Origin of the sequence: Gordonibacter urolithinfaciens, assembly GCF_900199375.1 — a bacterium.
Classification (GTDB): domain Bacteria; phylum Actinomycetota; class Coriobacteriia; order Coriobacteriales; family Eggerthellaceae; genus Gordonibacter; species Gordonibacter urolithinfaciens.
In genome coordinates this window covers 257,796-280,314 of sequence record NZ_LT900217.1, presented here as the reverse complement: position 1 = coordinate 280,314, position 22,519 = coordinate 257,796, and the positions used below count along the sequence as shown (strand labels likewise).

The 22,519-nt window shown below is 67.2% G+C and carries 18 protein-coding genes; 14 read left to right on the top strand and 4 right to left on the bottom strand.

The window, feature by feature from the left end; all coding sequences use genetic code 11:
* Window positions 1-73 precede the first annotated feature (73 nt).
* The 7 genes from BN3560_RS01255 (at window position 74) to BN3560_RS01225 (ending at window position 9,289) form a co-directional block, all read left to right on the top strand.
* Window positions 74-1,399, top strand: coding sequence for an MFS transporter (locus BN3560_RS01255; RefSeq protein ID WP_087190884.1), 1,326 nt, complete (start codon window positions 74-76; stop codon window positions 1,397-1,399).
* 52 nt (window positions 1,400-1,451) lie between these two features.
* Window positions 1,452-2,462 carry an acetyl esterase gene (aes, locus tag BN3560_RS01250; RefSeq protein ID WP_096226691.1) on the top strand — a complete coding sequence of 337 codons (1,011 nt, stop codon included), beginning with the start codon at window positions 1,452-1,454 and terminating at the stop codon, window positions 2,460-2,462.
* 94 nt (window positions 2,463-2,556) lie between these two features.
* Entirely contained in the window at window positions 2,557-3,708 is a 1,152-nt protein-coding gene (gene caiA / locus BN3560_RS01245) for a crotonobetainyl-CoA dehydrogenase (RefSeq protein ID WP_096226689.1), read from the top strand.
* 71 nt (window positions 3,709-3,779) lie between these two features.
* A complete protein-coding gene (caiB, locus tag BN3560_RS01240; RefSeq protein ID WP_096226688.1) occupies window positions 3,780-4,991 on the top strand; it encodes an L-carnitine CoA-transferase in 1,212 nt (403 codons plus the stop codon).
* 164 nt (window positions 4,992-5,155) lie between these two features.
* Window positions 5,156-6,760: a crotonobetaine/carnitine-CoA ligase gene (gene caiC, locus BN3560_RS01235; RefSeq protein ID WP_331712877.1), complete on the top strand. Its 1,605-nt coding sequence runs from the start codon at window positions 5,156-5,158 to the stop codon at window positions 6,758-6,760.
* A gap of 171 nt (window positions 6,761-6,931) precedes the next feature.
* On the top strand, window positions 6,932-7,804 hold the full coding sequence (locus tag BN3560_RS01230) for a MaoC/PaaZ C-terminal domain-containing protein (protein ID WP_096226685.1): 873 nt from the start codon (window positions 6,932-6,934) through the stop codon (window positions 7,802-7,804).
* Between the two features lie 33 nt (window positions 7,805-7,837).
* Window positions 7,838-9,289, top strand: a complete 1,452-nt coding sequence (locus BN3560_RS01225) for an MFS transporter (protein ID WP_154270495.1) — start codon at window positions 7,838-7,840, stop codon at window positions 9,287-9,289.
* Between the two features lie 330 nt (window positions 9,290-9,619).
* Here BN3560_RS01225 and BN3560_RS01220 read toward each other — a convergent pair whose 3' ends face one another.
* Both BN3560_RS01220 and BN3560_RS01215 read right to left on the bottom strand, forming a co-directional pair.
* Window positions 9,620-10,612, bottom strand: a complete 993-nt coding sequence (locus BN3560_RS01220; RefSeq protein WP_096226683.1) for a PDDEXK family nuclease — start codon at window positions 10,610-10,612, stop codon at window positions 9,620-9,622.
* Between the two features lie 544 nt (window positions 10,613-11,156).
* A complete protein-coding gene (locus tag BN3560_RS01215) occupies window positions 11,157-11,942 on the bottom strand; it encodes an enoyl-CoA hydratase/isomerase family protein (protein ID WP_096226681.1) in 786 nt (261 codons plus the stop codon).
* Window positions 11,943-12,573: 631 nt separating this feature from the next.
* Here BN3560_RS01215 and fixA point away from each other — a divergent pair.
* The 5 genes from fixA to BN3560_RS01190 all read left to right on the top strand — a co-directional run bounded on the left by fixA (window position 12,574) and on the right by BN3560_RS01190 (window position 16,685).
* On the top strand, window positions 12,574-13,332 hold the full coding sequence (gene fixA, locus BN3560_RS01210) for a putative electron transfer flavoprotein FixA (RefSeq protein WP_096226679.1): 759 nt from the start codon (window positions 12,574-12,576) through the stop codon (window positions 13,330-13,332).
* Window positions 13,333-13,381: 49 nt separating this feature from the next.
* Window positions 13,382-14,266, top strand: a complete 885-nt coding sequence (locus BN3560_RS01205; protein ID WP_096226677.1) for an electron transfer flavoprotein subunit alpha/FixB family protein — start codon at window positions 13,382-13,384, stop codon at window positions 14,264-14,266.
* A gap of 172 nt (window positions 14,267-14,438) precedes the next feature.
* Entirely contained in the window at window positions 14,439-15,740 is a 1,302-nt protein-coding gene (locus BN3560_RS01200) for an FAD-dependent oxidoreductase (RefSeq protein WP_096226675.1), read from the top strand.
* The gene (locus tag BN3560_RS01195; RefSeq protein ID WP_096226674.1) at window positions 15,737-16,036 is read left to right on the top strand and encodes a ferredoxin family protein; all 300 of its coding nucleotides are present in this window, start codon (window positions 15,737-15,739) and stop codon (window positions 16,034-16,036) included. The genes BN3560_RS01200 and BN3560_RS01195 overlap by 4 nt, the downstream gene beginning before the upstream one ends.
* A gap of 160 nt (window positions 16,037-16,196) precedes the next feature.
* Entirely contained in the window at window positions 16,197-16,685 is a 489-nt protein-coding gene (locus BN3560_RS01190; RefSeq protein ID WP_015538683.1) for a DUF1269 domain-containing protein, read from the top strand.
* 167 nt (window positions 16,686-16,852) lie between these two features.
* On the opposite strand, the gene BN3560_RS01185 is transcribed toward BN3560_RS01190, so the two are convergent.
* On the bottom strand, window positions 16,853-18,061 hold the full coding sequence (locus BN3560_RS01185; protein WP_096226673.1) for an MFS transporter: 1,209 nt from the start codon (window positions 18,059-18,061) through the stop codon (window positions 16,853-16,855).
* A 356-nt stretch (window positions 18,062-18,417) separates the two neighbouring features.
* Between BN3560_RS01185 and BN3560_RS01180 the strand changes: the two genes are divergently transcribed.
* On the top strand, window positions 18,418-18,990 hold the full coding sequence (locus BN3560_RS01180) for a helix-turn-helix domain-containing protein (protein WP_096226672.1): 573 nt from the start codon (window positions 18,418-18,420) through the stop codon (window positions 18,988-18,990).
* A 9-nt stretch (window positions 18,991-18,999) separates the two neighbouring features.
* Window positions 19,000-20,697 (top strand): AMP-binding protein, encoded by a 1,698-nt coding sequence (locus BN3560_RS01175; RefSeq protein WP_096226671.1) that lies wholly within the window; start codon window positions 19,000-19,002, stop codon window positions 20,695-20,697.
* A 53-nt stretch (window positions 20,698-20,750) separates the two neighbouring features.
* Here the strand turns inward: BN3560_RS01175 and BN3560_RS01170 are convergent, their stop codons facing one another.
* Entirely contained in the window at window positions 20,751-22,331 is a 1,581-nt protein-coding gene (locus BN3560_RS01170) for a PucR family transcriptional regulator (RefSeq protein ID WP_096226670.1), read from the bottom strand.
* Window positions 22,332-22,519: the final 188 nt, after the last annotated feature.

The following is a 22,519-nucleotide window of genomic DNA, read 5'->3' as shown; positions in this document are numbered from 1 at the left end:
CTGCCGCTCGCCGCCTCACCCAAGCCGTTGGGCGCCAGGTTCCCGGACAACCGCAAGGAGAAAGGAAAGCGCAATGTCACTGCTTGCCAAGAGCAAGGGCGAGGTGACCTACAAGGAGCTCTCGGGCTTCCACAAATGGTTCCTCATCATCCTCGTGTCGATGGGCTCCTCCATCATCTACACGCCCGTCTACCTGAAGAACGTGTTCTACGAGCCCCTCATGCAGGGTCTCGGCTGCACGAACGCGGACCTCGGCGCGCTGCTGTCGTGCTACGCCGTGGCGGCCGTGGTCTGCTACCTGCCCTCGGGCATCCTCGCGGACAAGATCCGCATGCGCACGCTGTCGTGGGTCGGCTTCGGCGGCACGGCGGTGCTCACGTTCGTCTACGCGCTGCTGCCCTCGCTCGGCCTTCTGTACGTGCTGTTCGTGGGCTTCGGCATCACGTCCATCCTCATCTGGTGGGGCACGCGCTTCAAGATCGTGCGCCTGTGCTGTGCCGAGGACGAGTACGCCTCCAAGATCGGCACGAGCTACTCCATCTACGGCGCCGCCGGCCTCGTCATCGGCCTCATCAACGCCGCCATCGTGTCGGCCATTCCGGTGCCGAGCGAGGGCATCCAGGTGCTGCTCGTGTTCCTGGGCGTGCTCATTGCCATCCTGGCCGTGTTGTCGTTCGTCTTCATCCCCAACTTCAAGGGCGAGATCGACCCGAACGCGAAGCTGTTCAGCCTGGGCGAGGTCGTGCAGGCCATCAAGCATCCCGGTGTCATCTGGGCGTGCCTGGCGTACTTCTGCGTGTACACGGTGTACCAGGGCGTCACCTACACCACGCCGTTCATGACGACGTGCTTCGCCGCCCCCGTGTTCATCGTGTCGGTCGTCGGCCTCATCCGCACCTACGGCATCGGCCTCATCGCGGGTCCGGTGGCGGGCCTGTTCGCCGACAAGCTGCTGAAGAGCCCCTCGAAGTCCATCCTGCTGTTCTTCGCCGCCGCAGCTGTCGTGCTGGCCTGCTTCCTCGTGCTGCCGCGCGATGCGGGCATGGTCGTGGCCGTGGCCGCCCTCATCGTGGTGCTGGGCTTCGTGACCTACGGCGCGTTCTCCATCGGCTCGTCGCCCCTCACCGAGGCCAAGGTGCCCATGGCCATCTTCGGCACGGCCTCCGGCATCCTGTCGGTCATCGGCTTCATGCCCGACGTGTTCGTGCACACCTGGTTCGGCGGCATGATCGACGCCCAGGGCGCCGACGCCTTCAACTCCATCTTCATCATCCTCATCGCGTTCGCCGTCGTGGGCTGCTTCTGCCTGGTCATGACGCGCCGCGCCATGAAGAAGAACGAGGCGCTCGAGGCCGCCAAGGCCGACGCCGCCCCGGGCGAGGACGCCGTCGCCGCCTAGCAGGTCCGAACCGCCCCGCACCCATCCGACCGACGCTGGAAAGGACGCCGCCATGAACAAGATCGACGTGCTCGCGAAGATCAATCCGCAGATGAGAGCCGTGCTGGCCCGCGAAGACGAGCTGGCGGGCGACGCGAACGACACGTCCGCGGGCTTCGAGAGGATGCGCGAGAACTACGTGGCCGGGCGCGCATGGTGGGCCGAGGGCGGCCCCGCCATGGCCGAGAAGGCCGACGGCGAGGTGCCCGGCCCCCACGGCGCCATCCCGGTGCGCTGCTACTATCCGACCGAGGCTGCCGCCGCGGGCCGCGCGGCGGGCGAGGGTGCCACGCCGGGCATCGTGTACGCGCATGGCGGCGGGTTCGTGCTGGGCAACCTGGACACGCACGACCGCATCTGCCGCATCCTGGCCGAGAAGACCGGCTCCGTGGTGGTGGCCGTGGACTACCGGCTGTCGCCCGAGGCGAAGTACCCCTCGGCCGTGCGGGAGGTGGCCGCCGTGGCCTCCTACCTGCACGGGCAGGGCGCCGCGCTCGGCGTCGACGGGGAGCGCCTGGCGTTCGCCGGCGACTCGGGCGGCGCGCACCTGGGCCTCGCCGCCACGCTGCACCTGCGCGAGGAGCTGGGCGGCAGCGGCTTCGTGAGGTGCTGCCTCTTGTTCTACGGCTGGTTCGGCCTGGCCGACTCGTCGTCCATGCGCCTGCTCGGCGGCCCGTGGGACGGCCTGACGGAGGAGGACTGGCAGTGGTACCTGGGCCTTTACGCCGAGGATGCCGCCGCGCTCGCCCGCGAGCCCTACGCGAACCTGTTCCTGAACAACATGACGCGCGACATGCCGGCCTGCTACATCGCCGCCGCGGAGTTCGACCCGCTGCGAGACGACTCGGCCACGCTGGCGGCCATCTGCGAGCAGTACGGCACGCCCGTGCGCTACGAGGTGTTCAAGGGCGTCATCCACGCGTTTCTGCACTACACGCGCATGCTCGACGAGGCGAACGACGCCCTCGAGCATGCCGCGACCTTCTACCGCCAACAGCTGGGGCTTGGCCCCCTGCCATCCTAGGCGCAGGCTGTAGGCCGTAGCCGAGGGATCTCGACAAACAAGGTTTTACGGCGGGGGGAAGCCCCGCTGGACACACTGAAAAAGGAGGATCGTCATGGATTTCAAGTTGACTGACGAGCAGGAGCTGATCGTCGACAGCTACCGCGAGTACATGGAGAGCGAGAACTGGGAGACCTACTTCCACGAATGCGACGAGAGGCACGAGTACCCGCTGCGCTGGGTGCGCGGCCTCTGCGAGCTCGGCTTCGACCAGATCATGCTGCCGGAGAGCCACGGCGGCCTGGGCCTCGAGCAGCCCTGCGTGACGCTGATGGCCGTGTACGAGATCCTTGGCAAGTACGGCGCGCCCACCTACGTGCTCTACCAGCTGCCCGGCTTCGAGACCGTCATCCGCGAGGGCACCCAGGAGCAGATCGACGCCGTGCTGGCCACGCTCGGCACCGGCGAGCAGATCTGGAACTCCGCCTGCACCGAGCCGGGCGCCGGCTCCGACGTGGGCGCGCTGGCCACCACGTACAAGCGCGAGAACGGCAAGATCTACCTCAACGGCACCAAGACCTTCATCACCTCCTCGGCCGGCGTGAAGTACCTGGTCATCATGGCCAAGAATGCCGATGACGAGTCCATGTTCACCGAGTTCTTCCTCGACATGTCCAAGCCGGGCGTGAAGCTGTCCCCGCTGACCAAGCTGGGCCTGCGCATGGACAGCTGCTGCGAGGTGTACCTGGACAACGTGGAGCTGGAGGAGAAGGACATCTTCGGCAAGGAGGGCAACGGCTTCATGCGCGGCGTGTCCGACTTCAACTTCGAGCGCTGGCTCGTGGGCGCCTGCGACTACGGCACCGCCATCAGTGCGTTCGAGGATGCCATGGCGCACGCGAACAGCCGCATCGCCTTCGGCAAGCCGCTTAGCCGCTTCCAGCTCAACCAGCTCAAGATCGCCGAGATGTGCATCAAGCTCACGAACATGAAGAACATGCTGTACGAAGCCGCCTGGAACGCCGACAACAACGACGGCAACTTCGATCCGGCCGCGGCCGCCATGTGCAAGTACTACTGCGCCAACGCCGCGTTCGAGGTGACCGACGACGCCATGCAGATCATGGGCGGCATCGCGGTGGCAAGCGAGCATCGCATCAACCGCATCTGGCGCGACCTGCGCGTGGACCGCGTCTCCGGCGGCACCGACGAGATGATGGTCCTCGCCACCTCCAAGGGAGCCTCCATCAAGTACAAGCAGAAGTAGCTCCTCGGACCCGTCCGCGGGGGCCGCTGCGCCCCCGCTTCTTGAAACCCATGCGAACAAGGAGGAACACCATGGCACTTCCCACCGAAAAGCCGTCCTACGGCCCCCTCGACGGCGTCAAGGTCGTCTACGCGGCGGTCGAGCTCGCGTGCCCGAAGGCCGCCGACCTCATGGCCGACTGGGGCGCCGACGTCGTCTGGCTCGAGAACACGGGCGCGGGCGACACCATCCGCGACACCCCCTACATCAAGCAGGCCGAGCGCCGCAACCAGCGCTCCGTGGCCCTGAACTACTTTTCCGAGGAGGGCAAGAAGGTCTTCTTCGACCTCGTCAAGGACGCCGACATCTTCATGGAGGCCTCCAAGGGCGGCACCTGGGCGCGCAAGGGCATCACCGACGAGGTGCTCTGGGAGCTCAACCCGAAGCTGGTCATCGTGCACGTCTCCGGCTTCGGCCAGGAGGGCGACCCCAAGATGGTCAAGCGCGCCGCCTACGACCTCACGGTCATGGCGTACTCCGGCATCATCATGCAGAACGGCACCGAGGAGCAGCCCATGCTGCCCGGGCCCTACGCCGGCGACTACTTCAACACGCTCATGATCGCCTCCTCCGCGCTCGCGGCCCTCTACAAGGCCGAGAAGTCCGGCAAGGGCGAGTCCATCGACCTGGCCATGTACGAGACGCTGCTGGCCATCGGCCAGTACTACCTGGTGGACTACCTGAACGAGGGCATCAAGTGGCCCCGTCCGGGCGCGCGCAACCAGAACCTCTGCGGCATCGGCGAGTTCAAGTGCAAGGACGGCTTTTTGGGCGTGTGCCTCTACGGCGTCGACCAGAACAAGTACTTCCTCGAGACCATCGGGCTGGGGCACCTCTGGGGCACCGAGGCCATCCCCGAGGACACGAGCGGGCTGTGGCTGTCCAACCCGCACGCCGACGAGATCCAGAAGGCGTTCGAAGACTACTGCCTGGCGAACTCCAAGTACGACATCGAGGAGGACTTCGCGGCGCACCGCATAGCGGCCCAGGTGGTCAACGACATGGAGGACCTCGTGGAGGAGGAGCACCTGAAGCTCCGCGACACGTGGGTGGACTGGGAGACGGCCGACGGCGAGACGTTCCACGGCTTGGGCGTGTTCCCGAAATTCAAGAACAACCCCGGGGCGATCTGGCGCCCGATGCCTCCGCAGGGCGGCGACACCGTCGACGTCATGACGAAGCTGGGCTACACGCCCGAGCAGATCGACGAGCTTGCCGCGGCCGGCGTCGTGAAGGTCGGCTAGGGCGTTCGCCGTCCGCCGTTCCGGGAGCTGCATCCCGGGGCGGCGGGCTCTGCGGATGCGCGGCCCGCATCGACGCCGCGCATCCGCTCGATGCTGCCCTCGTCGGGAGGGGCCCCGTGCATGGCGGCATCGAGCGGATAGCCGGGGAATCGGAGAAGGAAGAGGTGAGGCGAGTGACGGACATCGTGGGGAACGAAACGGTGCGCAGCCTGTGGGACGGCCTCGTGGCCGCCTGCGGCGAGCGCACGTTTCTGCGGTTCCGCAACCGCGCCGACGAGACGCGCTCCTACACGTACCGCGCCTTCGACGAGGAGATCAACCGTGCGGCCAACGTGTTCCTGTCGCTCGGTGTGGAGCGCGGCGAGCGCGTGGCGGTGCAGCTGTGCACGTGCCCCGAGTTCATGGTCGCGCTGTTCGGCCTGGCCAAGATCGGTGCGGTCATGGTGCCCATGAACGACCAGTACCGCGCCGAGGAGGCCGCCTACGTGCTGGAGGGCACGGAGGCCACGTGCGCGGTCATAGAGCCGAAGTTCTTGGGGCTCTACGCCGAGCTGCGCGATGCAGGCGGGCGGCTTCCCAAAGGGCTCTTGGTCGCGCGCATGGACGAGGACGACGTGGAGGGCGCGGCCGAGGCCCGCGCGGCGCTCGCGGCCGACCCGCTGCTGCGCGACTTCACGGCCCTGCGGGCGGGGGCGCCCGTGGGGCTTTCCGCGCGTTGCGAGCTGTCCTCTGACGACCCGGCCGAGATCATCTTCACCTCGGGTACCACCTCGCGCCCCAAGGGCGTCGTGCTGACGCATGCGAACATCCTGTTCAGCGGCCTGTACGCCGACTGGGAGGTGTCGCTCACGCGCGATGACCGCCTGCTCACCACCATGCCGGCCTGCCATTCCAACTTCCAGCTGGCGGCGCTCATGCCCGTGCTCACGGCCGGCGCCGAGCTCATCGTGATCGAGAAGTACAGCGCGAGCCGCTTCTGGTCGCAGATCCGCGAGTTCCGCGCCACGGTCACGCAGTGCGTCGCCATGATGCTGCGCACGCTCATGCTGCAGCCCGCATCGCCGGAGGACCGCGACCACGAGCTGCGCGAGATCCTCTACTTCCTGCCGGTGACCACGGGGGAGAAGGAGGCGTTCGAGCGCCGCTTCGGCGCGCGCCTCATGAACACCTACGGCTCCACCGAGACCGTCGGCTGGGTGCTCACCGACCCGCCCTCCGGCCCGCGCAACTGGCCGAGCGTGGGGCGCGCGGGCCTGGGCTACGAGGTGCGCGTCATGGGCGACGACGGCGCGGAGGCGGCCCCCGGCGAGGTGGGGGAGATCCAGGTCAAGGGCGTGCCCGGCCGCACGGTGATGAAGGGGTACTTCCGCAACCCCGAGGCCACGGCGGCCGCGTTCACCGAGGACGGCTGGCTGCGCACGGGCGACAAGGGCTACATGGACGAGAGCGGCTGGTTCTTCTTCGTGGACCGCAAGGCCAACATGATCAAGCGCGCGGGCGAGAACATCTCGGCCGGCGAGGTGGAGAACGTGCTCGAGTGTCACCCGGCCATCGCCGAGTCGGCGGTGATCGGCGTGCCCGACCCCATCCGCGACCAGGCCGTGAAGGCGTTCGTGCGGCTCGAGGCCGGCGCGCGCCTGACCGAGGAGGAGGTGCGGGCGCACTGCGAGGAGCACCTGGCCCCGTTCAAGGTGCCCTCCCTCGTGGAGTTCGTGGAGGACTTCCCCCGCACGTGCAGCATGAAGATCGAGAAGAAGCTGTTGAAGTAGGGACGCGGGTGGGGCGGGGATCGCGGGTGGGACAGGGGGGGGGTGAGACAGGGGGACGGTTCTCTTGTCCCGCGAATTCAGTGGGACAAGAGAACCGTCCCCCTGTCTCACCCCCCCCCTGTCCCACCCGCAGAACCAGTGACCGTATTCGAATGTGAAGGAGAGGGAGCCATGGCTATCAGCACCGAGATCGTGGGCAAGGAGTTCGGGCCGTTCGTCCGCGAGTACACGTTCAAGGACCTGGAAATCTGCGCGCTGGGATGCAACGCAGGTTTCGACGGGCAGACCGACCTCATTTACGTGAACGAGAAGGACGCCGCCAACCCCGACCTCAAGGTGCTGCCCATCTTCGGCGTGCCGCTCACGGTGCACGAGGAGATGACGCGCACGCTCGATTACGGCTACGACTACGAGGGCTCGCTGCACTACGGCTTCGAGATCCGCCTGCACGCGCCGTTCAAGATGAACGACCGCGTGGAGACGTTCGTCACCCAGGACGCGCTGTACGACCGCGGCGAGGGCCGCGGCTGCCTGTCGAAGCAGACGGGCCGTTCCTACTCCTCCGACGGCACGCTCTTGTGCGAGACCGAGACGTGGGACGTGTGCATCTACGACGGCGGCTGGGGAGGCCCCAAGCCCCCGAAGGACATCGTCGAGATGCCCGACTGCGCTCCCGACGCCGTGGTGGCCGAGACGATGCCGCTCAACATGCCGCTCATCTACCGCCTCATGGGTGACTGGCACCAGCAGCACATCGACTTCGCCTACACCGGGCAGACGGGCCTTGCGCGCCCCATCGCGCACGGCGTGAGCCTGGGCGGCTTCGCGATGCGCCACATCATCAGCTCGTTCTTCCCGGGCGAGCCCGAGCGCATGACGCGCTTCAAGACCCGCATCACCTCGCCGGTGCTGCCGGGCACCGCGCTCGAGACCCGCATGTGGAAGGTGGGCGAGAACGAGATCCGCTTCCAGCTGGTCGACGCCGACGCCGACCAGACGGGCGCCAAGCCGCATCTGAACTTCGGCATCTGCGAGTGGGACTAGGCGGTTCTGCTAAGACGAGAAGGTGGTGGCACCATGATCGATAACGTCAAACAACTTACCCAGGTGGCAAGCCCTCCAACCTCCCAGCAGGCAGCCGATGCCGCCCTGCAAATCGGTGGGGAAGTGGTGGACGCCACGAAGCGCGTCGTGAGAAAGACGCTCGACGATGTGTCAATGACCCCCTTCCTGCGCAAGATCACGTTCTTCGCCAGCGGCGGCGCCTTCCTCGACGGCTATGCGCTCTCGCTCATCGGCGTGGCGCTCACCCAGATCGTGCCCGCTTTCTCGCTCGCACCTGAGCAGAGCGCCCTCATCGGCGCGTCGGTGCTCGTGGGCATCTTCTTCGGCACCATCCTCGGCGGCTACGTCACCGACCGCATCGGCCGGCGCAAGATGTTCATCGCCGACGTAATCGCCATCTGCCTGTTCTCGCTGTGGAGCGTGTTTGCCCAGGCCCCGTGGGAACTCGCGGCGGCCCGCTTCTTCATCGGCCTGTTCATCGGCGCCGACTATCCCATAGCCACTTCGCTCATCGCCGAGTTCGCTCCCAAGAAGAGCCGCTCCATTAACATGGGTATCGTGTCGGCGGCGTGGTATCTCGGTGCCACGGTGGCCGCGGTGGTAGGGTATGCGCTCTACAGCGTCGACGATGGTTGGAAGTGGATGCTTGCCTCACCTATTCCCATTTGCATCTTCCTGCTCATTGGTCGCAGTCAGGTGCCCGAGTCGCCCCTGTGGCTCACAAGCAAGGGACGCACCCGGGAGGCGCACGCCGTCATGGAACGCGTCTACGGTATGGACGTGGAAATCGAACGCCCCGAGGTGGGCAAAAAGAAGATGACCGTGCTCGCCATCTTCCGCGGCGGCTATCTCAAGCGCATTGCGTTCCTCGGCATCCTTACGCTCTGTCAGGTGGCTCCCATGTACGCCATCTACACGTTCGGACCCGAGATCATGACCGCGTTCGGCCTGGGTGCGGGGCATGAGGCCATTCTCGGCGAGAGCGTGGTCAGCCTGTTCTTCCTCATCGGCTCCATCCCGGCCATGTTCTGGCTGAACTCCATGGGGCGACGACCGCTGCTCATCCGCTCGCTCGCCCTCATGGCCGTGGGCCTGGTCATCTTGGGGCTGTTCCCCGACGCGCCGGTGTTCGTGGTGGTCATCGCGTTTGGCCTGTACGCGTTCTTCAGCGGCGGTCCGGGCATCCTGCAGTGGCTCTATCCCAACGAGTTGTTCCCGACCGAGGTGCGCGCCTCGGCGGTGGGCATCGCCATAGCGTTCTCGCGCATCGGCACCGTGGTGGCCACGTACGGCACGCCGCTGTTCCTGGCCGCGTTCGGCGTGGGCCCCACCATGCTCGTGGCGGCCGGCCTCGTGATCCTGGGCCTGGTGCTGTCGGTGCTCATGGCGCCCGAGACCCGCGGAAAGACTCTTGAGGAGACGAGCGCGCTCGACCCGGGAGACGCGCGCCCGCGCGGCGCGTAGGGCAAAGCGCCCGCGCACGGTCATCCCGGGCCCCGAGGCCAGGCGGAAGCGCCCGCCGGGATGGCCTCGGTCTTCCAGCTCGCCCGCACTCCCGGCTCGCCCCCACATCCCTGCCCGATGGGCGCGGGCCGCCTGGCTCGCATGCGCCTGCCCCCTTTTTCGCGTCCAACGGTCAAAAAAGAGCCGGTTTGGCAATCTGCAGGATGGCCCAGACGCTTCGCTTCGGCCTTCTGCTCGAGAAAAGCCTGGTCGCTTTCCCTCTGAATTCAGCAAAGCATTTTGACGATTGCCAAACCGGCTCTTTTTTGACAGTCGAAGGCCTTTTCAACGTCAGGGGCGGGGTAAGCGCGGGTTTTCCAGGAGCATCCCATGCAAGACGTGCTGCCTCGCACGCCAGGAAGGCTGCCCGCTGCGCAAGCGCACCCCGAGCCGCGTCCGCAGGATCTGCGCGATGCGGTCGAGTTCGATGAGGTTCCGGGCGCTGCCCGACGTTACCGACACCACCGTGAACCCGCGGTTCAGGAGGACGTTGCGCCTTCTCGCGTCGTCCGCTGCCTGCCTGGGCCCGTGGAACTCCGAGCTGTCGTATTCGAGGGCGACGCGGGCCTCGTGCCAGACGAGGTCGCAGAAGCACTGCCGGTCCCCGGGGGCCAGCCGGCCGCGCCGCTTGGGCCGGACCTCGCGGTTCATCTGCGGTTTGGGGAGGTTGTACCCGCCCAAGCGCAAAGGAAGGCACAGCAGCATGACCATGCACGTCTCCATGGGCGAGGCAGAGCCGGAGGCGATGAAGCGCAGCGCCTTGCGCGCTTTGACGGTTCCCGGCATGTCGCCGGCCGCTTCGATGAAGCGGCCGAGGCGGGCAACCGTGGTGAAAGGGCGCTCGAAGCCGTAGTCGGCACGGGCGACCGTCGGTATGCCGTACGTGCCGCAAAGCTCGAAGCCGAGCCTGACGAGCGCGATGGGCGGCAGCTTGGTCGCCATCTGCACGAAGCAGAGCTCTGGCGAGCTGACGAGCACGCCCTCTGCAAGGCGGACGAAGGATCCCCGCGGATAGGTCGATGAGCTCACGTGGCAGGTCGCGAGTTCGCTCCTGCTGCGGTACGCGGCGTCGGGCACGAGGACGTGCAGGGGAAACGCCAAGTTGGCGATCTCGCGGCCTATGCTTTGGATGTCGCGCAGGGCGACCTTGCCCTGGGGCAGGGGTCGGCCCGTCCGCCAGCAGGGGGTCTTGCGCGGGTCGGCGTGCAAGGCGAGCGCAGCCGTCCCCTCCTTCAAGGAGGACCATACTTGGAGGGCCGATATGTGGCTGACAAATACGCTCATGCTGCCAACCTAGCATGGCCGTCGTGCGGTTGCCAGCATGTGAAGAGTACGTTGACCAGGTGTTACCATGAGCAGAATTTCCGCTGGATCTGCGTCGGGATTCTGCTGGATTCCTGCAAGATCCGTGCAAGGTCTCTGCAAGGTCGACGGAGGGGGCCGCGAAATGCGGACGCGCATGTCGCGGTTTTCGCCCTTCCCTGCCAAAAAAGAGCCGGTTTGGCAATCGACGAGAGCATGGTTTGCACAGCGGTTTCACGTGAGCTGGGGCGATAGGCTGTCGAATGCCGCGCAGGAGGGGCGAGCGACGCTTCCGGATTGCCAAACCGGCTCTTTTTTGGCAGGGAAGGGCATATTCGGCGGCAGGCTGGGTTCTGTAAGGGAAGCGAGGCTTCGGGGAGAGGGCGAAAACACGCTCTCCAAGGGAGAGGGCGAAAGCATGCTCCCCGAATGAAAACCCCGGGCTGGCGAGGGCCCGGGGTTTAGCGCGCCGGCGGGTGGTCCGCAGGCGCCGAATCGGCCCGCTGAAGCGGGGAGGGGAGGTAGGCTACTTGCCGATCCAGTTCGGCTCGCGCTTCTCGACGAAGGCCGCGGGGCCCTCTATGCCGTCGGCGGTCTTCTCCAGGAAGCGGTAGGCGGCGTCCGAGTAACGCATCGCGTCCTCCTCGGACATCTGGTCGGCGGCGTGCACGATGTACTTGGTCCACTTGAGGGCCAAAGGAGCGTTCTTCAGGCAGGCCTCGGCCAGCTCGATGGCCTTGTCCATGACCTCCTCGGCCGGCACGACGTAGTTGACCAGGCCGAGCGCCTTGGCTTCGGGGGCCAGGATCTTCTTGCCGGTGAGCAAAAGCTCCATGCAGTCCTTGCGGTTGATGTCGCGGGCGAGGCGCACGAGGCCGCCGGTGGAGGCGATGATGCCCAGGCCCACCTCGGTGCAGCCGAACTTGGCGCGTTCGGAGGCCACCACCATGTCGCAGGACAGCGCGATCTCCATGCCGCCGCCGGCTGCGGAGCCGTTGCAGGCCGCGATGACGGGCTTGGAGCACAGGCGCGCGGTCAGGCCGCCGAAGCCGTGCTCGGTCACGGTCTGGCACTCGCCGCCTTCGCTGAGCTCGGAGAGGTCCTCGCCCGCGCAGAACACCTTGCCCGTGCCGGTGACGATGATCGCGCGCACCGCGGGATCGGTCTCGGCGTTGTTCATGATGTTCTCCATGGCTTTGGAGGTCACGCCGTTGAGGGCGTTCGCCACCTCGGGGCGGTTGATGCGGATGATCAGCAGGCCGTCCTCGCGAAGCTCGGAAACGACGGTGTCGGTGCCAAAGTAATCTGCCATTGCTCCTCCTTGAATGGTTGCGACTCTCTGCGTATGCCGGACGTTGGCTGGCTGGCTCGCTCCCGTTTGAAGCAGGGGGGGGCTTGCAACGTGTCTGCCGCATCCGACGAACTGCCGTCCATGATGCGCCCCTCGTGCGCGCAGCGCATCGCAAGGCGCGCGGTAATTGCCCGCTACTCAAAAACGTGCCATCGCAAGAAAGTGAGTAGGCGCCCCTTCCGCACGGTGCGGCGCGTGCGAAGGGGGAGGGCGCCCGAAGCTGCAGCGCCCGGTTCGGGGAGGGATCGAAGGCGGAGCATCGGCGTTGGAAGGCATCCGTGCGAGGGCGGGCATAGGAGGAGGGGGCGGCTCTCCTCCGTATGGAGCGGGTGCGGAGTGCGATGTGCCCGATAAGGCTGCGAACGCATTGCCGATATGTTGGCTGGATTTGAATAACACCAGGTCAGTAATCGTTAGTTTTTGAGTATCGAGGGTTTCACAGCGATTTTGCGATGACGTGGCGCCGCCGTGGCCGCACACTGCCCTCAACGCGCTGGGAGGCGGACGGCTTTCGAGGATTACGGAAGGTCGGAAACCTCCTGGCAAGAACCCCCGCACCCAGGTACATCACACGAGAAGGGAAAGGTACAGGATGAACATCGTTGCTGCTTTCAAGGTGGTTCCCGACGATCAGGATATCCAGGTGTCAGCCGACCGCACGCTCGACTGCTCCAAGGCCAAGGGCATCGTGTCCGCCTACGATCTGAACGCGCTCGAGGCTGCGGCCCAGCTCGGCGCCGCGAGCGAGGACTCGCGCGTGGTGGCCGTCACTGCCGGCCCCTCGTCCATCAATGACTCCAAGCTCAAGAAGAACGTGCTCGCCCGCGGCGTGGACGAGCTCTTCATGGCTGCCGATGACGCCTACGCGAACATGGACGCCCATGCCGCCGCGGCCGCCCTCGCCTCACTCGTGGAGCAGGTGGGCGCCTACGACCTCATCCTCTGCGGTGACGGCTCGGCCGACAACTACGCGCAGCAGACCGACGTGCAGCTGGCTGCCAAGCTCGGCCTGCCCGTGGTGACCGGAGCGACGAAGATCGAGGCAAGGGAAGGCGCCGTGGTGGTCGAGCGCACGCTCGAGGACGTCGTCGAGACCGTCGAGGTCCCGCTGCCCGCCGTCGTGTCCGTTGCCCCCGACATCGCCGTGCCGCGCATCCCCGGCATGAAGGACATCCTCGCCGCCGGCAAGAAGCCCATGAACGTGTTCGGCGCTGACGCTGCGACGGATGCCTCGCTCGAGACGGTCTCGTGCCTCGCACCCGAGCAGGCCGACCGCAAGCAGCAGGTCGTGGACGCCTCGTCCGACGGTGCCATCGAACAGTTCGCCGCCGCCCTCAAGGCCTCCCTGTAATCTGCGCGTCCCCTGTCAACCCATAGCATTCGAAGAAAGGCTGGATACCATGAAAGCACTTGTCATCGCCGAACGCGCCGACGCCGCCCGCGAGTTGGCCGCCGGCGCCCGCACCCTGGCCGACGAGGTCGTCCTCTTCTCCTTCGGCGAGGCCCCCGCGGCCGTCGCCGACAAGGTCGTGAGCATCGCCGTCCCCGAGGGTGCCGTCCTCGACGACGCGGCCGACACCGTGATCGCCGTGTTCGACGCCGAGCAGCCGGGCATCGTCGTGGCCGAGCCCACGCGCCACGTGAAGACCATCGTCGGCAAGCTGGCCGCGCACGCGGGCACCTCCGTCGTCACCGACGTCATGGCCTTCGAGGACGCCGGCGCCCGCAGCATGTATTTCGGCGGCGTGGCCGAGCGCGTGCAGAAGCCGGTCGGCGGCGTCGCCCTCTACACGGTGGCCCCCGGCGCGTTCGAGGGCCTCGAGGCCTCCGGCGCGAATGTCCTGGAGGAGGCCGCCTGGGTCGCCCCGGCGAACCCTGTGAAGCTCCTCGACTCCAAACCCATCGAGAAGAGCGGCGTGGACCTGTTCAAGGCCGACGCGGTCGTGGCCGCGGGCCGCGGCTTCGCCGAGGAGGCCGATCTCGACCTCGCGCGCGCCCTCGCCGACAAGCTGGGAGGCGGCCTGGCCTGCTCGCGCCCCCTCACCGAGGGCGTGAACTGGCTCCCTACCGAGCTCTACGTGGGCGTCTCCGGTCTCATGCTGTCGCCGAAGGTGTACGTGGCGGCCGGCATCTCGGGCCAGATGCAGCACATGGTGGGCTGCAACCGCTCCGGCGCCATGTTCGCCATCAACAAGGACAAGAACGCGCCGGTGTTCAAGCAGTGCGACTACGGCCTGATCGGCGACGTGAAGGACGTCCTGCCGAAGCTCGTGGCGGCCCTGTAAGGCACCTGGCCGGGGAGGCTCCGTCAGCGCCCAGTCGCTCGGACAGCCCTCGCTTCGCTGCGGAACTCGCTTGGTGGGCGCAAACGAAGCCCCCCACGTTGACTTCGCTGTCGCCATGAGATTCGGCCGGTGGCCTTGCTATTGAACTAAGTAAGAAAGAAAGGAGCGCACGATGTCTGAAACCGATTTCGACGCGATCGTCGTCGGCTCCGGGTGCGCGGGGGCCGTGGCGGCCTACGAGCTCGCGAAGGCCGGCAAGAGCGTGCTCGTGGTCGAGCGCGGCAACTTCGCCGGCGCCAAGAACATGACCGGCGGGCGCATCTACTCGCACTCGCTCAAGAAGGTCTTCCCCGACTTCGAGCAGGAAGCTCCCCTCGAGCGAAAGATCACCCACGAGCGCATGGCGTTCATGGACCCCGCCGCGCAGATGGCGGTCGACTTCACGAGTCCGGAGCTCGCGGAGGAGGGCAAGGACTCGTACTCCGTGCTGCGCGCGCCCTTCGACCAGTGGCTGGCCTCCAAGGCCGAGGACGCGGGCGCGGAGTACATCTGCGGCATCGCGGTCGAGGAGCTCCTGAAGGACGGTGCGGGCCGCGTGACGGGCGTGCGCGCCGGCGAGGACGAGATCACCGCCGAGGTGACGATCCTCGCCGAGGGCTGCAACACGGTGCTCGCCGAGAAGTGCCTCGGCAACCCGCGCCCGAAGCCCTCCCAGATGGCCGTCGGCATCAAGCAGGTGTTCGAGCTGCCGGCCGCCCAGATCGAGGACCGCTTCCTCGTGGCGCAGGGCGAGGGCGCGGCGATGCTGTTCGTGGGCGACTGCACGCACGGCAACGTCGGCGGCGGCTTCCTCTACACGAACAAGGACTCGATCAACCTGGGGCTCGTGGCGACCATCTCGACGGCGGCCGACGGCGCGAACCCGCACCCGGTGTACCAGATGCTCGAGGACTTCAAGGGCCACCCGGCCGTGGCTCCCATCATCTGCGGCGCGAAGCTGGTCGAGCACTCCGGCCACATGGTGCCCGAGGGCGGCTACGACATGGTGCCGCGCTACGTGTTCGACGGCTGCCTCGTGGCCGGCGAGACGGCGGGCCTGTGCATGAACATGGGCTACCAGGTGCGCGGCATGGACTTCGCCGTGGCGTCGGGCCAGATGGCGGGCCAGGCGGCCGTGCGCGCGCTCGACGCGGGCGACACCTCGGCCGCGGGCCTGGCGTCGTACAAGCAGGCCATGGAGGACTCGTTCGTCATCAAGGACCTCGAGACCTTCCGCAAGTGGCCCCACACCATGGAGGGCTGGTCGAGCATGTTCACCGACTACCCGGTCATGGTGAAGGAGATCTTCAACGTCCTGTTCAGCGTGGACGGCGAGCCTCAGAAGCCGCTCATGAAGCGCATGATGCCCATTGTGAAGAAGCGCGGCCTGTTCAAGCTGGCCGGCGAGGTGAGGAAGGCGGTGAAGTCGCTGTGAGCAAGGTCAAGGAGATCACAGTCAACGTCGACGAGTTCCTGGCCATCGACAAGTACGAGGTGGACGAGGAGAACGCCCACATCGAGCTGGTCGAGGACCCCGACACGGAGGAGTTCCTGAAGCTCGTGCGCGTGTGCCCGGCGGCCCTGTACAAGATCGACGAGAACGGCGCCAAGTCCTTCGACTACGCCGGCTGCCTGGAGTGCGGCACCTGCCGCATCGCCTGCGGCGGCACCATCGTGGAGAAGTGGGAGAACCCCCAGCCCACCATGGGCGTGGAGTACCGCTTCGGCTAGGAAGGAGGCAGGGGAGCGGACACCCGCTCTCCTGCCTTCCCGCTCCCCGTCGGTTACGCGAGGGTTTCAGCCGGGTAGCAGCCGGCAACGCTTCCCGCCGCCCGCTCGTGCGGGCCTTACAGTAGAGGCTCCATCGAACGCAGCGAAAGGAGCCCTACCCATGAGCACCCTCATCGTGCTCGGCTATCCGAGCGAAGAAGAGGCGAAATCCGCCTACCAGAAGGTCCTCGACCTCGACAAGAACCTCATCGTCAGCCTCCAGTCCATCGCCGTCGTGGCGCGCCATGCCGACGGCAAGTACGACGTGGTCACGCCCGGCTCCAAGGTGGGCACCTCCACGGTGTGGGGCCTGTTCTGGGGCGTGCTGTTCGGCCTCTTGTTCTTCGTGCCCGTGTTCGGCGCGGCCATCGGAGCCGGCATCGGCGCGCTGACGGGCGCCATCGTGAAGCACGGCGTGGACAAGGACTTCCAGGACCGCGTGCGCAACCTGCTGTCCTCCGACGACAGCGCCGCCGTGTTCATGGTGGTGGACGAGATGACCACCGACAAGTTCATCGACGCCATCCGCCCGTTCGGCGGCGACGTGCTGCAGACGTCGCTGTCCGTCAAGGACGAGGACGAGCTCAAGCACGCCCTCTTCAAGAACTAGGCACGGTACCGCATCCCCCTGCGTGCCCGGCCCCGCGCTCCTCAACGACGAAGCCGCCCCTGTGGGCGGCTTCGTCGTTTCCGCACGCTCTTGCCGGCCGGGCGCCGGCGCTTCTTCGCGCATCCGGCCTCGCGGCCGCCCGCCCGCAAGGCCGGATGCGCCGCCTGTTACGCCCGTGCCTTCTTGCGCAGCCCCCAGGCGTACAGCCCTGCCATGACCACGGCCGCCCCTCCCGTGAGCACCACGATGCCCACGACGAAGTTCGTCCACGGCAGCGTGGCCAGCACGGTGGCCACCGACGTGAGGATGCTGTACGAGAAGTTCGAGAACGACGACGCCGCGCCCACGCGGTCGTCCGGCTGGTCCAGCAGCACCACGAACGCCATCGGTCGCACGATGCCCTCGGCCAGCGCATAGGGCACGAAGGCCACGAGGAACAGCACCGGGCTCGCGGTGCCGAACGCCGCCATGAGCGCGAACGAGAGCACGGTCAGCCCCACGCACAGCTTCAGGATGCCGCGCACCTTCATGGACTTGGACAGCCACACGTACACGTACGGCGCCGCGATGGTGACCACGCACTCCGCGGCGTAGATGCAGCTGTACGTGAAGTACGATACGGCGAAGAAGTCCATGAGCACGTAGGACACCACGGCGATGAACGCGAAGTACGGCATGCCGGCCACGCCCATGAGCAGCGCGAGCGCCATGAACGAGCGGTCGCCGCCGAGCGCGCGCACGCCGCGCAGCATGTCGCGCAGCGAGTCGGCCACGCCGGGGGCGGGCGCGTCGCCGCGCAGGTGCGTCTCGGATATGAGCAGCGACAGCAAAAACCCGATGACGCCGCACACGGCCAGGAACTCGAAGATGCCGCGCCAACCGGCCAGGCTCAGCACGAACGTGCCGAGGAACGGCGCGAGCGCCGGCCCGATGATGATGAGCGACTGCAGGCATGTCATGGCGAGCTTCAGGTCGGGTCCCGCGTAGGCATCCTTGATCATGGCCGTCTCGATGGTGGACACCGCGCCGTAGCCGAGCGCCTGCCCGATGCGGAAGGCCACGAGGAACTCCACGTTCGGCGCGAGGGCGCACAGGATGGAGGACGCGGCGAACAGGCCGCAGCCGGCCACGAGCACGGGGCGTCGTCCGAAGCGGTCGCTCACCGGTCCCGCGAGCACCACGCCCACGGCGCAGAATGCGAAGAACACGAACACCGTCAGGTTCAGGTAGGCCGCCGACACGTCGAAGGCGCGCTGCATGCTGGGCAGCGCCGGCACGTACATGTCGATGGACAGGATGAGAAGCAGGTTGATGGAGAGCGCGCAGACGAAGAACGAGCGCGGCCCCAAGTGCTTCTGGGGAACGGAAAGCTGCATGGAAGATCTCCTCGGACGGTCCTTTTGGCCGCACAGGTGCGCGAACCCGCTCGCCAGTATAGCACCGCTCCCTGCTGCACAGCGCGTTGACCAGCACTTAGTCTCAAATCGAGAACCCCGTGCACGCGAGGAGCAAAGTGCGACTGGAAGGAGGGCGTCTTGCGAAGGGCGCTCGGCCGCGCACCCGGCGCGGTGCCGCGAGCCGGCGAGCTCGTGCTGCCGCGCCAAGTTGCCGAGCCCGCACACCTTCCGCGCCCCTTGCGGGCTCGCAGGCCGTTTCAGGGGGTGCGCCCCGCCCCGTTTCGGGGGATAATGGCCGGCATACGATTTCGCGTCGAGCAAGAGGGGATTGCCGTATGGACGAGAACAAGCTGGGGAAGAAGATAACCACCCTGCGCGAGGCGCACCACCTGACGCAGCAGGACCTGGCCGACCGCAGCCAAAGCGACCTGTCCGTCATTGCGGGCCTCGAGGCGGGCGACGTTCCCGCATCCCTGGCGCCGCTCATCAAGATCACGCGCGCGCTGGGGGTGCGCCTGGGCACGCTCATGGACGACGACGAGAACCTGGGGCCCGCCTACATCGATGCCGAGCAGATGCGCGAGGTCGAGCGCGTGAAGAGCCTCGAGACCACCTCCGGCGGCGACCTCAGCTACTTCAGCCTGGCGGCCGGCCGCCCGTCGCGCCATATGGACCCGTTCGTGATCACGGTGGATCCCACCGGCGAGACCGACCACGAGCTGGTGGGCCACGAGGGCGAGGAATGGCTCTTCGGCATGGAGGGCTGCATCGAGATAGAGTACGGCCGCGAGGTCTACGTGCTGCACCCGGGCGAGAGCATTTACTACGATTCCATCGTGCCGCATCAGGTGCGCGCCCACGACGGGCAGAAAGCCAAATTCTTGGCCGTCGTGTACACGCCGATCTAGGGAGGCGACATGACGACCGAGGAAACCCCCGCGTCCGGCCCCGTCCCGGGCGATCCCGACTACCCGCTGCACTCCGAGAAGACCATCGGCCGCTACTTCCGCGACCAGGTGGCCATAGACCCCGACCATGAGTTCGTCGTGTACCCCGACCGCGCGCTGCGCTGGACGTACAAGGACTTCGACGAGCGCACCGACAACCTGGCCCGGGGACTCCTCGCCATCGGCCTGCGCCCCGGCGACCACCTGGGCGTGTGGGCGCGCAACATCCCCGACTGGCTCACGTTCATGTACGCCACCGCCAAGATCGGCGTGGTCATGGTCACGGTGAACCCCATCTACAAGTCCCACGAGCTGGACTACGTGCTCAAGCAGTCGGACATGAAGGCGCTCTGTGTCATCGACGCCTACCGCGACGTGGACTACCTGCAGATCATCCGCGAGCTCGTGCCCGAAACGCTCACCCAGCAGCGCGGCTACCTGGAGTCCGAGACGTACCCCTGCCTGAAAAGCATCATCTACATGGGGCCCGAGAAGCACCGCGGCTGCTACAGCGTGCCCGAGCTCATCCTGCTCGGGCAGCATGTGCCGGCCGACGCGCTCGAGGAGGCGGAAACGCACTTCGACAACAACAGCGTGGTCATGATGCAGTACACCTCCGGCACCACGGGCTTCCCGAAGGGCGTCATGCTCACGCACCGCAACATCCTCAACAACGGCTTCTACATAGGCGAGGGGCAGAAGCTTAGGTCCCAGGACCGCGTGACGCTGCCGGTGCCGTTCTTCCACTGCTTCGGCTGCGTGCTGGGCGTCATGGCCAACCTCACGCACCGCTCCACCATGATCATCGTGGAGGACTTCGACGCGGGCCTCGTGCTGCAGGCCATCCACAAGGAGCGCGCCACGGCCGTCTACGGCGTGCCCACCATGTTCATCGCCGAGCTCAACCATCCCGATTTCGACACGTTCGACCTGTCCAGCCTGCGCACGGGCATCATGGCCGGCAGCCCCTGCCCGCCCGAGACCATGCGCGAGGCCATGGACAAGATGAACCTCGCCGAGATCACCATCTGCTACGGCCTGACCGAGACGAGCCCCGTGTTCACGCAGACGAGCGCCGACGACGACATCGCGCACAAGTGCGAGACGGTGGGCCGGGCGCACCCGCCGGTGGACGTGCGCGTCATCGACCCGGCCGACGGGCACATCTGCGGCGTGGGCGAGCCGGGCGAGCTGTGCTGCAAGGGCTACAACGTGATGAAGGGCTACTACAAGATGCCGGAGGAGACGGCGCGCGCCATCGACGCCGACGGCTACCTGCACTCCGGCGACCTGGGCACCGTGGATGAGGACGGCTACTACCGCGTGACCGGCCGCATCAAGGACATGATCATCCGCGGCGGCGAGAACATCTACCCGCTCGAGGTGGAGAACTTCCTGCTCACGATGCCCGGCGTGCTGGACGCGCAGGTGGTGGGCATCCCGGATGCGCGCCTCGGCGAGATCGTGGGCGCGTTCATCCGCGTGCGCCCCGGCTACGAGGCCATGACCGAGGACGACGTGCGCGCCTTCTCCATCCCGCGGATCGCGCGCTACAAGGTGCCCAAGCGCGTGTTCTTCGTGGACGATTTCCCCATGACGCCGTCCATGAAGGTGCAGAAGTTCAAGCTGCGCGAGATGGCCGAGGAGCTGGTGCGCGCGGGGAGGTAGGAAAGGAAAGGCGGCTTCCAGGAGGGCTTGCTTCGACGCAGCCCCCCCAGCCCCTACCGCCGCCCCTGCGCGAGCAGCCGGCAGCTCAGGTGGACGCGCAGCAGGTCCGTGCCCGCGGCGGCGGGGCTCTCAAGGTCGATGCCGGAGAGGGCCTTGATGCGCTTCAGGCGGTAGGCCAGCGTGTTGCGGTGGATGAACAGGGCCTCGGCCGTGCGCGTGGCGTTGCAGCCGCTGCGCAGGTAGGCCAGCGCCGTCTCCACGTACGCGGCGCCGTCCTCGGCGTCGGCGCGCGCGAGCGCCACGGCGGCGTGGTCGAGCAGCCAGGACGCGTCGGTGTCCAGACCCAGGCGCACGCGCACGTCCTCGAACCAGCAGTCGTCGTAGAAGCACGACAGCGTGGAGCCGAACGCGCCGCCCAGCTCCGCGTCGTCCACGAGGTCGTAGGCGAGCGCTGCCTGGTCGGCGGCCGTGCGCACGAGCGAGAAGTCCGCGAGCAGCGAGGAGAACCCGGCGCGGAACCGCGGCTCCGCGCTCGTCTCCACGTCGTGGGCCGCATGCCGCGCGCGGAGCGCGGCCAGCGGGTAGTCGGCGTCGCGTGCCACCATGAGGGCCGCGTCCCCGTCGTCGAAGAAGCGGGCGAGCGGATAGAATTCGGCCACGAGGCGCATCGTCTGGCCGCGCGCGCCGACATCCTCGGCAGGCTCCGCGGCGCCGAAGCGCGCGACGAAGAAGCGGTCGTCGGCCCGCCAGCCCGCTTTCGACAGGGCGTACTCCAGCACCTGCGGCCGAACCGACCGCCCGTCCAGCAGGTCGCGCAGGGGCCCGAGTGGCTCCTCGGCCGGTTGCGGCCGGCTCTGGAGCGGCATCACGAGCGAGAGCAGGTTGCCCAGGTAGTCCACGAGCGCGAAGTCGGCCGGCTGGAACGGCGCGTTCACGTCCACGAGCTCGAAGCAGCCGTAGTACGCCTCGCCGCACATGAGGTTGCGCACGAGGTAGCTGCGACCGTCGCCGGTGGCGTTCTCCATGAGGAACGCCCGGTCCTGCGCGCCGGGGTCGGACGAGCCCGCCGCCCATGCCTCCATGCACAGCTCGATGGGGCACGCGCCCGTCGCGATGGCCGATGTCCACAGCCTGTCGTCCAGCTCCTCGGGAAGCCTGCCCGCCACCAGCACGAAGTAGAGCGTGGCGTCCGAGAGCATGAGCGGGTTCGCGAACTGCTCCGCGGCGATGTCGAACACCTCCTGCAAAGGGGCGTCCCGCGCCATGGCCGTGAGCAGGGTCTCGGACCATGCGTCCAGGCGCAGGCGCATCTCCAGAAGGCGCGCGAGCATCTCGGCCGGCCCGGGCAGGCCCGGGCCGGCGGGCACGTAGAGCACGGGCGGCGCGTCCGCCTTATCCGCTTCCTCGGGCGGGGCGTCGGCTCCCAGCACGAGGAAGGACCCGGCGGCGGCGAAGGCGTCGTCCAATGTGCCGAACGAGGCCGCGTCGACCACGAAAAGGCTCCCGGTGCGCGGGATGCTCGAGGGCCCGAGCACCTCCACGCGGTCGAGGTCGAGCCGGGAGTCGTGCCGGTAACGGGCCGTCGGGCCCAAGTCGGCGAGCTCGGCGAGCACGAGGTCGAGGTTGAAATTCACGGTTGCCTCCTTGGGCTGCCACGTGCGGTTTCGGCCGGCGAGCGGCAGGGGCGACGCGCAGCGCTCGATGACGGATCGGCAACGCCGCCTCCTCGCCGCCCTGACAATTACCTATATCATCAGGTATATCTTACGCCATTGTTCATAATGCACAAAATCGGCGGTCCAGATTTCGGCCGACGGGACGA

Excerpts from the sequence above, each read along its gene's own strand:
- aes (WP_096226691.1), top strand. The coding sequence starts at position 1,452 with ATGAACAAGATCGACGTGCTCGCGAAGATCAATCCGCAGATGAGAGCC.
- fixA (WP_096226679.1), top strand. The coding sequence starts at position 12,574 with ATGAACATCGTTGCTGCTTTCAAGGTGGTTCCCGACGATCAGGATATC.
- BN3560_RS01225 (WP_154270495.1), top strand. The coding sequence starts at position 7,838 with ATGATCGATAACGTCAAACAACTTACCCAGGTGGCAAGCCCTCCAACC.
- BN3560_RS01255 (WP_087190884.1), top strand. The coding sequence starts at position 74 with ATGTCACTGCTTGCCAAGAGCAAGGGCGAGGTGACCTACAAGGAGCTC.
- BN3560_RS01185 (WP_096226673.1), bottom strand. The coding sequence starts at position 18,061 with ATGCAGCTTTCCGTTCCCCAGAAGCACTTGGGGCCGCGCTCGTTCTTC.
- BN3560_RS01220 (WP_096226683.1), bottom strand. The coding sequence starts at position 10,612 with ATGAGCGTATTTGTCAGCCACATATCGGCCCTCCAAGTATGGTCCTCC.
- caiA (WP_096226689.1), top strand. The coding sequence starts at position 2,557 with ATGGATTTCAAGTTGACTGACGAGCAGGAGCTGATCGTCGACAGCTAC.
- BN3560_RS01230 (WP_096226685.1), top strand. The coding sequence starts at position 6,932 with ATGGCTATCAGCACCGAGATCGTGGGCAAGGAGTTCGGGCCGTTCGTC.
- BN3560_RS01215 (WP_096226681.1), bottom strand. The coding sequence starts at position 11,942 with ATGGCAGATTACTTTGGCACCGACACCGTCGTTTCCGAGCTTCGCGAG.
- BN3560_RS01190 (WP_015538683.1), top strand. The coding sequence starts at position 16,197 with ATGAGCACCCTCATCGTGCTCGGCTATCCGAGCGAAGAAGAGGCGAAA.
- caiB (WP_096226688.1), top strand. The coding sequence starts at position 3,780 with ATGGCACTTCCCACCGAAAAGCCGTCCTACGGCCCCCTCGACGGCGTC.
- BN3560_RS01175 (WP_096226671.1), top strand. The coding sequence starts at position 19,000 with ATGACGACCGAGGAAACCCCCGCGTCCGGCCCCGTCCCGGGCGATCCC.
- BN3560_RS01200 (WP_096226675.1), top strand. The coding sequence starts at position 14,439 with ATGTCTGAAACCGATTTCGACGCGATCGTCGTCGGCTCCGGGTGCGCG.
- BN3560_RS01180 (WP_096226672.1), top strand. The coding sequence starts at position 18,418 with ATGGACGAGAACAAGCTGGGGAAGAAGATAACCACCCTGCGCGAGGCG.
- BN3560_RS01205 (WP_096226677.1), top strand. The coding sequence starts at position 13,382 with ATGAAAGCACTTGTCATCGCCGAACGCGCCGACGCCGCCCGCGAGTTG.